At 64.6% G+C, this 13,594-nt stretch carries 2 protein-coding genes; both read right to left on the bottom strand.

Going from position 1 to position 13,594, the window contains the following annotated elements; all coding sequences use genetic code 11:
- Positions 1–77: 77 nt before the first annotated feature.
- Positions 78–524, bottom strand: coding sequence for a DMT family transporter (locus E0H22_RS13755; RefSeq protein WP_233021580.1), 447 nt, complete (start codon positions 522–524; stop codon positions 78–80).
- A 322-nt stretch (positions 525–846) separates the two neighbouring features.
- Positions 847–13,488 carry a filamentous hemagglutinin family protein gene (locus E0H22_RS13745; protein WP_233021578.1) on the bottom strand — a complete coding sequence of 4,214 codons (12,642 nt, stop codon included), beginning with the start codon at positions 13,486–13,488 and terminating at the stop codon, positions 847–849.
- Positions 13,489–13,594: the final 106 nt, after the last annotated feature.

Raw genomic sequence — 13,594 nt, 5'->3', positions numbered from 1 at the left:
TTTTCGGTGCCGCGAACAGAGGCAAATAGATCGGCTCTTTCGTTCTTCTTACATTGCATGCCGCGGAACAACCTCCATCACCAGCGGATGAGGACCACGCCGCACACGAGAAGCGCAGCGCCCACAAGTCGGACGAAGCTGATTGGGTGAACGGGTACGCCCAACAGACCGAAATGATCGAAGACGAGTGCCCCAAGCATCTGACCCGCAACCAAAAGAACAAAGAACGTTGCAGTCCCAATTTGCGGGATCAACATGATGCCGAGACCGATGAAGATCGCTCCAAAGATCCCTCCTGACCAAGCCCATAACGGAACTCGGGAAACAACCGATAACGACGGCACGGGCTCGCGCAGAGCGAGAGCCAATAGGAGCATGCAAAGGACGCCGACGGCATAGCTCGTGAAGCCAGACCACACTGCCGAATTCAGCGCCGTCCTTAGGTTGGCGTTCAACGCCTGTTGAACCACAAGACTGACTCCCGCCGCGGCGGCGAAGGTCATCGGTAGAGCAACTTTGAGCATGATCACGATCCCGAGTTATGTGCTGGATGGCGCACGCCGAGCATTTCGGTTCTTAAGTGTTTTCAATCGGTTAGATCGACTTCGAACAGTAGTCCTGCTGGAATCGCCCAAGATAGCTATTTCATTAGCTTGCTTGATGGTGGGGCACAAAACCTCACTGCTGTGTTTCAGGCGTTTCGGCAATCGACGCCGCAGTCAGCGGACCGACTGGCGGCGCCTGCCGCGAATGCCGGTTTCACCCGCATCGATGGTGCCCAGCGACACGATCAGATCGACTTTGCCGGACGGCGTCGCCGGCATGGGTGCGCCGCCCGCATCGCAGTCACGGGCGTTCCAATGCCGCCTGTTCCTCTTTTGTCAGCACACGCGCTTCGGCCTCTGACAGTACGCCGTAGCCTGCGATCTGCACGGCGCTACGTTCGTTGTAAACAGACCGTACCGGCGGCACGAGGGCACCCCGACGCTCGTCGCGCTGACGCTGCTTCTCCTCGTCGCTCTCCGTGCCGCCACCGCCGCCATAACCGAGCACTTCGACGATGATCACCGACGGCTGGGCGTTACCGCTCTGGGTCGGCGGCGTCGTCTGCTGGGTCGCAGCTGTCGCATTCGAGCTCGACAGGGCCGAACTGATGCTCGGCGCCTGCACGGTCGGAATGCCCGTCGCGGTCCCCTGCACCTGGATGTTCGCGGCGTTGAGCACCTGTAGCGCTGCGAGATTGACGTTGCCCGACACGCGGATTCCCGCTTCACCGGCATCGATGGTGCCGAGCGGCGCGATCAGGTCGATGTCACCGGCCGGCACTTCGGGGATGGGGTTGAGCGTGGCGATACCCGCACCCGACGACGGCACCTGCGGCGACAGCGTGACATTGCCGTACAGGTCCGTGGCGCGTTTCGGCGGCGTGTAGAGCACCGTGGTCTTGGCGCCACGACCGGCATTGATGTCGCCGGTCGCAGTCCAGGCGAGAACGTTGCCGCCGAAGGTGGTCATCACGCGCGACAGGCCGAGCGGGATGCTGCCCTTGGCATACATGCTGATATTGCCCGCCCCCTGGGTGACCACGCCTGCGCTGGCCGGCACGAGCTGGCCTTCCACGCCAATGATGGTCTGGCCACCCGGTGTCAGCATCTCGATGTCGCCGCCGAACTGCGTGCGCACGCCAGAGCCACCGAACATCACGATGTCGCCGCTGCGCGCGATCGCGTTGCCATCTGCGTCCGTTTCGGGAAGGAATGCAGCGATGATGCGGGTGCCGCGCAGATAGGACCCACGACGCGGACCATTCGCATCGTTGTACTCCCGACCTGCCTCCTTCAGTTCAGCGAAATACACCCGCCGCAGGAAGATCGCCTGCTGCTCCTGTGCCAGCGATGCGAAATACGCGCGCCGCTCCTCATCAGTGCCGTCAAAGCCGTAGCGATCTTTCAGCCATGCTGCGAGCTCCTGCTCGTAGGTCTTCGCGACCTTGCCCGGCTGGTCCGCCAGCGGCGTGCCGGTCACGGCGAGATTTGCCGGATCGAGATAGAGCGCCGCGAGCCTCGCATAGTCCGGCGACGTGTTGCCGATGCCGGCCTGCATGAAGATGCCCGCGCCGTGACGTGTATCGCCGCGAACCACCGCGCCGAGGCTCGTCACCGATCCCTTGTCGTCCTGCCGGATGTTGCGGCTGGCGGAGATCACGAGCGTGCCGGGACCAGCGACCTGCGCATTCGCATAGATCACGTCATGTCCGGCCTCGATCATCGACAGATCGGTGGCGTTGTTGTGCATGGCGAGCAGCTCAGGCGCGATGATGTCATGGCCTGCCCGCATCCAGACCGGCGTCGCGGCCTCATACCAGGTGCCGTAGCTGCGCGCGCTGCCGTAGGGGAGGATTTGGGTGACGGGCCGCACGCTTCCGAAGGTCAGATTGACGATGCTGCCACCCGCATAGATGCGCGCGGGGTCATTGCTACCGACATGCAGGCCGCTCGTTGTCGGCGTATTCGGTCCGAAAGCGAACAGTGGTAGCGCATATCCGGCCACCTCTTGACGCTGCATGCCGTCGCTCGACAGGTTATGCACCAACCGGCCGCTCACCGTCGCCTGGAACGCCGTGCTGAACGGGCTTGGCAGGACGGCGTCGGAGCCCGACATGGCGATGGAATAACCGCCGGCATAGATGCTGTCGCCCGCCAGCAGCTCGAGCAGTCCCCGCTTCGACGGCGCCAGCAGGATGCCGGTGCTGATCGGAGCATTATCTTGAATGTTGGTCTTACCCGCGCCGAACTTGATGTCGCCGGCTGGCGCGACGGCCCGGAAGATCGAGGGATAGATCATATTGCCATGCCGGTAGTCCGTATTGTCGCCGATCCAGTCGAAGCCGGCATTGCTGCCGACATCGCGCGCGCCTGGCATAAGGGTCGGGACGAGATCGCCGCCGGCGGAGAAGAGATTGATCGCCGTGCGATCCGTCCAGAGCGAGAACCAGCTGGCTCCGCCACCGCTCTGCGCCTGCCCGCCGTAAGTGAATGGCGTCGAATTGATCGCCCTGACACGGCCGGGGTCGCCGGCGCCGCCCAGCACGAGCGCGCCGCGCGTATCCACATTGGCGACCGCATCGCCGAGCATCAGCACGAGACCGCCGGCTGACTGGCCGCCCGATGCGACGAAGGGATTGCCCGGCAGGATGCCACCGCCATTGCCGCCATATCCCGATCCGGCCGTGCCGAGATCGATTCCGCCCATCGCCGCGGTGCTGATCTGCAGCGTACCGCGCAGATTGACCAGCGCGCCGTTGAGATCGAGCTGCTGATTGCGCCCGTCGGTCGTCGTCGCCAGCAGGTTCGGATTGAGCGAACCGCCTGTGCGCAGCGTGAGATCGCCGCCGCCGGTGAGTACGAGATCGCCGTTCACCACGCGGCCGGTGGAGCCAACGGCAAGATTGAGGCCCTGGCTGCGCGGCGCGCGGTCGCCCTGGCTCCGATAAACGGGATCGCCGCGGCCATCGACGATGCCGGCATTGCCGCCGGCGCGCACCGTGAGATCGCCGCCGCCGAGGGTACCGATGCCGGTGAAGCCGACAAAGCGCGGCGCGGCGAGCGGCCCCTCAATCGGATTGGCATAGGTGCCGAAATTGATCCACCAGCTGGTGGCGATGTCGCCAACCCCGGCGGTGCCGCCGCTGCCCTGCCGCCACAGCCAGTTGCTTACCGCCGCGCTGGCAAAGCCAGCCGGCGCCTGCTGGCTGGACGAGGGATCGAGAGGGATGCCGCTCCAGGCTTCGGCGCCAAAACTGTCGCCGATCACGTCACGGCCGGCATCGATCAGCACATTGCCGCCGTGATCCGGGTACCAGGCGCGATAGGCGCCGAGCGCCGCATCATATTTGCCGTCGGCCTGCACGGGGCCGAGCAAGCTGCTGCCGGTGTAACCGCGTTTTAGATCGTAAGGCGCATTCGCCGTGGCCCCACCAGCAAGCAGGCTGTTCGTGCCAGCGGTATAAACACCGAACATGGACATCATGCGGACATCGCGGCCGGCGACCACCGCGAGGTCGCCGGTGCCAGTGCGGATGACGCTGTAGCCGGGCGTCCCGTGCTTGTAGGCATAGGTCGTGGTGGTCTCCTCGCGGCCACCGCCTTCGCAATAAGGGCCGTAGTTGCACCAACCAACCATGCCGGTCTCGCGCTCGAAATCTTCAACTGAGCGGCCCGCCCATGATGTGTCACCGAACCAATCCAGTGAGCCTTGCTCGGAGAGTTTGCGCGGCGCCGGTGCACAAACGGCGGGATCGTCCCTGCAAAGATCGGCGCCAGAGGAATAGCCGAGGCGTTGGGCAACTTCGTCGATCGGCTTTCCGAGGTCGTTTTGATCGAGCGTATAGTTGTCCACGCCATATTGCGTGAACACCATCTCGCCGATGAACACCGTGGTCGTCTTTGACGTGGTATTCACACCGTGATGCGTGTCGGCGAGCACGATGTCGCCCTTGCCCTTCACATTGCGCGCGCGCACGTCCACCGAGCCGAGATCGGCGCCGGCGGTGAGCGTCAGATCCCATGACGTCGAACCTTCGCGCAGCATTGGCGCGGCGGCCCAGTTGCGACCCGCGCCGCCCGGACGCAGATTGACCGGCTGATCGCCGAGCAGTTCAACCTTGGTCATGGATGGGATCAGCGAGCCCTGCGCGAGGGTGATGCGTTCGCTGATGGTCATCGCCACCGGCAGCTTGACGCCCTTGGGCCAGATGAAAGCAGCGACCGCCGCCTCGCCGCGCAGCGCGAAACCGGGCCCGAGCCTGCTGCCAGCGTTCAATGTCATCGAGTTCGGCAACACGGTGCCCGCCGCATAGACGGTGCCATCGGCGGCAATGACTTCGGCCGCCAGCACGGTACCGGCCGGCAGACTCAGCGCGCCGGTCAGCGTCACCTGAACCGGCAGAATCGTGCCGGCAGGCAACGCCCTGCCCTGGACCTTGATGTCGTAGTTCAATGTCACCCCGGCGGGAAATTCAGTGCCGGCTTCGAGATTGACGCCATTGATCGGCACAACGATGTCGCCGCCGAACGGCGTCAGGCCCTTGGCTTTATCGGGGTCAGGATTGCTGGGGTCACGCCCCTCGATCAGTTGCCAGCCATTGTCGTCGGGCGTCACCGGCGGCGGCGCAAAGCCGTCATTGATGCTGCCATGGATATTGAGATTGCCGGCGGCACGGAACACCAGCGCGCCCGGCTCGCCGAAGCCACGCAGATTGGCGTCGAGAATATTGGACTGCGGACCATAGCGATGGTTCGACAGATCGATATCACCGACCACGGTGAGGTCGCCGTTCGGATTCTCCGCGCTCACTTTGCCGACGATCTCGACTCCCGGCCGCAGATGATAGCTGCCGAGGCCAGACAAACGTGCCGCCAGCGCGCCGTTGCCGAGCGCGGCATTGATGAAGGTCCTGCTCTGGCCGTCGATCGCATCGAGATAGGCCTGCGAGATCAGTTGCGGGCGCCCGCCATTGACGTCCGGCACCGCCGCCAGCGGTGCATCGTCATATGAGCGGAACGCATTGACCGCGATGCTCTTCGCACCGGCAATCGCGGGATGGCCGTTGACGTCGATAGCGACATCATCGGCACCGATGCGCGGCGCGTTGAGCGTCAGCGTGCCACGTGCGCGGCCGTCATTGTTTGCAGCATTCGTACCGGCGCGCAGATCAATGCGCGCGCCTGCAGCCAGCGTCAGCCGGCCTTCTCGCGTGGTGAGATCGACGATCGCCCGGTTCGGACTGTCGATGACCTTGCCATAGCTATCGACGCGCAGGCCGGTGCCATGGGCATCCAGCGTGCCGTTGATCACGAGATCGCCGAGCGCGGCAAGGCGGATTCCGCCCACCGAGAAACCGGACGAATCGATGCGGCCGTTCACCGTGAGGCTGCCGCCGTCGAGCACGATCTCGACCTGACGCGCCTTCACCTCGTCACCGATGGTGAGGCTGCCCTGCTTGATCTGGAAACGGCGGGCGCCGAACACCTCACCGGCATTCAGGCGCGCATTAAGGCCGGCGAAATCCGCCAGCGTCTGCGCGCGCAGTGAAATCTCCGCCGCTTCGTACGGCACATAGGTGCCGCCGGCATCATAAACGCCGCTCGCCGAGCCGTGGATACTGCCGGCGAGATCGACATGACCGGCGGCGCCGAGGGCCGCGACCTGCAAGGTGCCGGCGCGGTTGTAGCGTGCGGACAGATCGATGCTGGCGCCTGCGCCCATGGCGATATTGCCATCGCTGCTGCCGAGCACGACGTCGCCGCCCCAGCTATACTTCCTGACGTCAAACATGGTGACCTCGCGGCCCGCCATGTCGATGCGTGCATTGTCGGTGAGCACGAGATCGTCGATCGCGTTCAGCGTCAGACGTCCCGAAGGCATGACCACCGCTGTATCGAGGGTAATGCGTTGACCGGAGATCTTCAGCTCCGCGCCGAGTGCATCGCCGCTGGTTCTGGCACTCCTGCCATTGCCGGCGATTACGATTGCGCCGCCGACCTTGATGTCGCTGAACGAGCCTGCCGCGCCGGTAACCATCGCCGTGCGAATGGTAAGATCGCCGCCGCTGAACGCGTAGCCCGTGCCGGGCTGATAGGAACCCTGGGCGTGATAGACCGCAAGCGACCCCTTACCACTCGACGACACGCTTTCGGACGCGATGAAGTTCACGCCGCTGAAGCCAAGCGCGAGACGATCGGCCGAGATGTACGGATTGGGACGCGAGTTCGGCGCATAGCCGAGCAGAATGCGATCGGCGACGATGTCGAGGGTGCCGCTGCCGAGGCGACCGAGCACCGGTGCGCCAGGCAGCTGCGGCTGCGAACTGCCAGGCAGAGCGATACCATATTTGGTGTCCTGAACCGCACCAGACCAGATGAACTCACCGGTGGTGATGGTCCCCTTGTCACCGGCCGCGCCATAGCCGTAGATCGCCGGCGCGCCGAAGACGAGACGGTCCAGCGACGACTTTCCGGTAACGGGATTCAGCGTGTTGAGATCGACCACACCGAAGATGTTGATCGACTCGCGCGCATTGAGCACCAGCGCTTCCAGCGCGGGCGCACCGATCCTGGTATTGCCGCGCAGGAGATTGGCAAGCACCGTCTGGTTCAGCGCCATTCCGGGCGGCAATTGTCCGGCCGCGCCCGCAGCGGCGAGCGTCTCGGCCGAGCCTAGATTGACCGCGGAGACGCCAAGCACGAGATTGCGGGTGCCGTAGCGCAGATTGTCGCGCAAGGTGAAGGCGGCATTGGTTGCCGCACCAATGGTCCCTTCGGAATAGAGCGCCGTTTCGCCTCCGCAGATGGAGCCGGCGACGCAGCCGCCGATATCGATAGCGACCGATCCGCCGCCTGCTGTCGAAGCGCTGCTTGGCGCCAGCAGATTGACCCAGCCGTTGGACACGGCAAATACTGACTGTTCAGAGGGCGCATAGATGATACCGTTGCTGGAATCGAACGGCACGGCGCCGCGGCCGAGCGTGTTGATAGTCGCGCCCTGCTCGATGGTGATGCTTCCGGGCGACAGGAACGACGCCTGGCTCGCAATCAGAAACACTTCAGCGGCGGAGAGCACTGCTCCCGTGCGCAGCGTGACATTGTTGGACATGTCGAGACCGAAGGCGATGGTGTTGCCGCCCGCTGTGCCGCCACTGGTCATGCCGCCGCCGATGGTCATGCGCGCGGCGCCGAAGGCGTTGAGCTGGTCAGCATAAACGGCGACACCGGCCGCGGAAGACACCGGAGCCTGGCCGACGGCGAGAATTTCGATGCCGCGATTGTTTTCGGTGCGTACAGACAGCGTGCCGCTATAGCCCTTGCTGCCGGCTTCCGGCGCGAACAGCGCCTTGCCGTCGAAGATCAGCGCGGGGGTACCGCTCATGCCGGCGCTCGGCGACAGCCATAGCTCGAGCATCTTGGCATCCGACGTGATCATGCCGCGCGTATAGCTGCGCCGCGCGGCATCCGCCACGACGAAGGAGTTATAGTCCATTTCGTTGAAGGCGGAATGCGTGCGCACCTTGTCGCCGGGCGTAATGAGCAATTGGTTCGGCAAAGCGGCGCGGATGCCGGTGTTTGCCACACCAAGATGGCCGGTAGCGACATAAGTACCGATCTCGGTGCGGACCGGCGCGCGATCGATGGTGACGCCCTGCCCGACCTCGACCCGGAAAGCGCCGGGGATCATCGCATAGTTCGACGGCAGCAGTGTGTAGGTGCCGGCCGGCAGGCCCGGCACGCCCGCAGGCACCGTAACCTGCTGGCCAATCGCCGGCGTACCGGCGCTGTCGTTCGCGAGTGCACCCGGCGCGTAGCCATTGAAGCCGGGTACGATGGCGTAAACCTTGTTGCCGGCACTGCTATAACCGAACGCCGGATTGGCATTGGCAAGCGGCGTGGTGAGGATGTTCACCGAACCGCCGCGGCCGCTGAAGAAACCGGCGCCGAGCAAAGTGCCGCCTCCGGACAGATCGATGACAGCGCCTTGATCGACATCAACGGCGATGCCGCGCAAAGACACGCCGCGCGTCAGCGTGCCGCGATTGTCCGCGCCGATCGCATCACGCAGTGCGATCTCATTGCCGTTCACCTTGTAGGTGAGGCCATCAATGGTGCCGCCATAAGGCAGCACAAGACCGGCAGCGCTTACCGAGGTGATGCTGCCGGAAAGAAGGTTCGTCTGTGAAGCCGTAACGGCGCCGTCCGATGTCCCATCGCGGCCGACCGCGACCCGGCCGAGGGGTGCACGCACCACACCGCCCTGATTGACCACGGCGGCTTCGAGCATGATGTCGCCGAACACCGAATAAGGCACGGCGGGATCGGTGCCGGGCATCCGGGCAAGCGATAGCGTATTCGTGGCTTCAATGCGGGCGCGCACACCCGACGCCGGATAGATCTGCGCGGCGGTAATCGTCATGTCCTGCGGCGCCGACAGTAGCGCGGTCAGACCGCCGCCAACGCCGGGCACCACCGCACCATTGTTGCTGAACAGCCGGATATCGCCGCGACTGGTCAACGCCACATGGCGGAAGCCGCCGCGGGCATAGGCCACGTCTCCGGCCTCATACGTAACGCCCTGCAGACCCGCAAAATGCGTGCCGCCGCGAACCTCGATCAGGTCCGCAGTGATGCCGAGATTGGCACCATCATAGTTGCGCGATGGAGTCTCCGTAAGAAGGCCCGGTGTCACCACGTCGGGGCCTGAATACCCACCCGCCAGCGGTACATGCGCCAGCAAGACATACGGCGCCGCAAATTTCACACGCGCACTTGCCAATGAACCTTCGGCAAGACCGATGGCGCCATGAATGCGCAGGCTCTGCGACAACGAAAGATCGACACCGTCGGCGAAAGTGACGAGACCGCCGGCGAGCAGCGCCAAATTGCCGAAGCCCCCTGTCGCGATTTGATCGACGCCGAGACGGGCCTTTCCATACGCCAAACCGGCGTCTCCGGGCTGCATTCCGTCGGATATCGTGTGGCCGCCTTGCGTCATCACGATGGCAATTTCGCGAGGCGTCAAAACGGCAGCATCAGGGTTCGCTCCCAATGAATAGCGGGGAGCGGTGAGTGCTACCGTGAGCGTGCCGCCCGCCGCCCCCTCGCCGCCGGCTGCAGCGCGGAGCGTGCCATCGATGACGAGACCATTGGCCGATTGCAGGCTGATGGTGCCACCATGACTGGCGACGTTCAGCGGCAATGACGTCTTGCCAAGACCACCCTCGGGAATATCAATCACTGCTTGAGCGCCAGAGGCATCGAGCACTGCACCGGCGCGGATCACGACGAAGGAATCCGGCAGCAGGGTCTCGCTGCCTTTCTCCACATCCGCGTTGCCGCCGATGGCGATCATGCCGCCGTTCCTGACGATGCCGTAGGAGCGCCCCTGTGCGTTGATCGCCGTGACAGCGCGCGCGGCGACGTCGAGCACCGCATTGTCGCCGATCCAGATCGAGCGGTTGTGCACGCGCTGGTCATAAAGGTTCGGACCGATCAGGTGATCGATGGCGATCTCACCGCCCCAGGCGTCGAGACGGCCATCGATCGTGATCTGCCCGAGCGCCGCGATGCCGATCTTCTGACCGGGATCGACCGATAGCGACGATCCCGTTTCGACGATAATGGTGGCGCCATCGATGTCGCTGGCGAGCGCCAGCGCCGGGCTGGCGCGCAGCGTCAGGCTCGCGCCCTTGCGCTGGGTCAGCGTGCCCCTCATCGGGTTTTCGCTATAGAGAGGCTGCATTGCGAGCACGAGCGCCGTGTCCGGCGCAACGCCTGATGGCACCGACATCGCATCGGCAGCGAGCGTCAGCACCGGCATCGACACATCGACCTGCGTGCCGGCTGCGACCGTCACACCGCCATGGCCGTTCACCGCGTATTGCGCAAAGCCTGTTTTGAACAGCGCGGGATCGACGCGCAGCGCGTTCGCTTCGGCAACGCCGCCGATCATGACCTTGCCGCCGGTCTCAAGTTCGAGCTTGCCGCCTCCAGCAACGCCGTAGCCACGAATGTCGCCATCGAGCGTCAGGCGGCCGTTGCGCGCACCGCCGATGGCTTCGGCGCGCAGCGCGACACTGCCGCCCTTCCCGCCGGTCAGTTTCGCACTACGCGACATGGCGCCCCCTGAGGAGACATCGATCACGCTGCCCCGTGCGAGCTTCACGTCGCCCGACGACGCCAGCGACACCGTGCCGCCATCGATGAAAGCGTGGCCGCGTGCGTCGGGATCCAGCGCCTGATTGATCCAGGCGCCGCGCAGATCGAGGACGGCACCGGCCGCCAGCGACACGCCGGACCAGACGCTGTGCGCCAGAACGATATCGTTCGGCGTGTTGGCCGCCCGGAACACATTGGTCGCGGTGAACGAACCGCTCTGTGCGGTGATCCGCGCATCGATCTCGACCACGGGCGCGATCAGGCGGATATCGGCCCCCTGCGCCAGCGTCAGATCGGCGTCCACCGTGATCTTGCCGCGCGTCCCGAGATCGAGACCGCCGAGCTTCTGTTCACTGAGATGCTTCGCATCGAACCACACGGTGTTCGCGCCGCCGCCGGCAGCGTTGGCGGTGATCCGCACATCGGAATTGTAGAGATCGACACGACCGGTCGCGTCATATCTGCCGAGCGCCAGCGTGCCATTCTGCGCGGCCGTGGTCTGGGTTAGCTTGTAGCCATCGGTGGTCGCCGCACCGCGCTTGGTGGTCTGGCGCTCGCCCGTCACCGTATCGGCCACGATGCTGGCCTCGAACGCCGCCGCCGGTGCCGCCAGGATCAGCCGGCCGGCGTCACGGCCGACAGAATAGCCGTCCTCCCAGCGCAGCGAGGTGCGGCCGCGGTCGAACACGGTGGTCCAGACTTCATTCAGGCGCTCGTCTTCGCGACCCTGAATATTGTGCGAACGCAGGAAGCCGCCGGCAAAGCGGCTGAAGTGCAGATCGGCCGGGGCTTGATCGACGGAGTAGCGACGCCCGTCGCTGCCGACGAGATTGGTGGAGCGGATCCAGCCGGCCGCATAATCGAGCGAACCGCCCGAGATGTCGAATACGGCACCGCGCTGCGCGATCACCTCCGGCGCGCTGAGCGTGATGGTGCCGCCCAGCGCCGTCCATTCGCCGATGCCGTGCGCGGTATTGGCGAGGTAACCGCCGACTTCGATCAACCCCCCTTTTGTATAATAGCGATCCCCTTCATAGCCGCCCGTACCGGTCGGCAGCAGCGTCAACGCGCGCACATCGATCCAGACGTCCTTGTTCTTCAGTGCCTCGGAATCGCGATTCTGCGGGCTGTCGCGCAGTTCGTTGCCCTGCAGGTTGATCTTGATGTTGTTGCTCTCCATCGCCAGCGCGACGTTGCGAACGCCGGAGACATCCAGCCGCGCACCGTCCTCGGTGACAACCTGCTTGCCCGCGGATGCCGCGATCTGCCCGCCTTGCGCCGCCGTCACCGAACCACCCTTGAAGGTGATGGCGCCGCCAGTGACGATCTCGATGCGCGACAGATCTTGGCGATCGGCCAGCGCCGACAAATTATCGAAGGCGCCGGCGATATTCAGCGCACGCGTCTTGTTCGCCTCGACCGACGCATCCACCAGCGCCTGGCGCTGGCTGTCGAGTGCCGTCTCCTTGCTGCCGAGTTCCGGAAGGATCGTGGTCAGGCTCCCGGCGCCGAGCACGACGCTGCCCATGGTATCCGACGCCCGGTTGAGCAGATGAATGGTGCCACGGGTGTTCACCGAGGTGGTGGAAATCAGCGCACCGTCCTGCACCAGCGTGCGGCCGGCCAGCGTGATGTCGCCCTGCTGGGCGAAGATCAGGCCGTTGTTGCGGACCATACCATTCGTGCTTCCCACGCCGATCACCGGCGAGAGCTCGTGTCCACGCGTGGTCGAACTGGTATTCGCATCGGTGCCGAGGCCGCGGCGCAGGATGAAATCATCGCCCGCGGCGAGCAGCGTTTGCCCCTTCGGCGTCGCTATGGTTCCGGTATTCTCCACCTGCGAGCCGATCATCAGCACATAGCCGCCGCCGGAGGTGACTGAGGCGGGCGCACGCGTGGCGATGGTCGCCCCTGCCTCGACCACAACCTTGCCACCTGCAGCAGTGAAGCTCGGCGCGAAATTACCGCCGCTCTGCGTGCTGTAAATGCCATTCGCCGTGAACTGCGCGTCGGTGATGCCGGCGGTGGATGCGATCAGCGCACCGACATTCACCTGGCTATTGCCGCCGAAGATGATGCCACTCTGGTTGATCACATAGACATGGCCGTCGGCCTTGATATTGCCGAGGATCTGGCTCGGCGCGGTGGCATTGGTGACGCGGTTGAGCGCGACCCAGCTGCCATTGCCTTGTTGATCGAAGGTCAGCGTGGTGTGTGCGCCGACATTGAACGACTGCCAGTTGAGGATCGCCTGCTGCGTGAACTGACGGATATTGACCTCCGTCTGTCCCGCGCCATCGACGCCTTGCGTCGGCGCATGGGCACCGCTCCAGCCGGCAGGCATGTTCGGCAACAAGCCGCCGGCACCGAGACCGTTGGGCACGGCGACAGGCGCGCCCGCAGAGGTCTGCGCCGCCGCAGCCGCTGCCCGCGCTGCAGCTTGCACAGCCTGAATATCCTGCACCGCTCGCGCTGCCCGTGCGAGCGAATCCTGCGTCTGCCGCGCCGCTGCTGCGGCCCTGGCCGCCGCCTGCGTCGCCGCATCGGACGCGATGTTCGGCGCCGAGATGGCGTCGCCGCCGCCACCTCCATTGAGCGAGCGCGCATGGACGAAATCCGCTGCTGCAACCACCAGCGCCAGAGTGCTGACCCCCGTCATCAACCAGCGATATGAGAGCCAGTTGCGCGTCAACGCCCCCGATTTCACCAATCCATTCGACAAGGCACGACGCTCTTTCGACCGGAACTTCTTGATACGAAAGCCGGCTTTTTCAAACGTCATGGGAATAGCTCGCGAGGTTGAACGTGAGATGTCAGCGGGGCTTGCGCCCCTTCATCTCTGAGACCGCCACCCTGCGATGGAGTCCGAACCGCGCCACACAAATTTT

It is taken from the genome of Rhodopseudomonas boonkerdii (assembly GCF_021184025.1).
GTDB classification, from domain to species: domain Bacteria; phylum Pseudomonadota; class Alphaproteobacteria; order Rhizobiales; family Xanthobacteraceae; genus Tardiphaga; species Tardiphaga boonkerdii.
The sequence above is the reverse complement of the archived record's forward strand: the minus strand, read 5'-3'. Positions and strand labels throughout refer to the sequence as shown.

What these genes read in the sequence shown, in the direction of transcription:
- E0H22_RS13755 (WP_233021580.1), bottom strand. Translation starts at nt 524, where the DNA reads ATGCTCAAAGTTGCTCTACCGATGACCTTCGCCGCCGCGGCGGGAGTC.
- E0H22_RS13745 (WP_233021578.1), bottom strand. Translation starts at nt 13,488, where the DNA reads ATGACGTTTGAAAAAGCCGGCTTTCGTATCAAGAAGTTCCGGTCGAAA.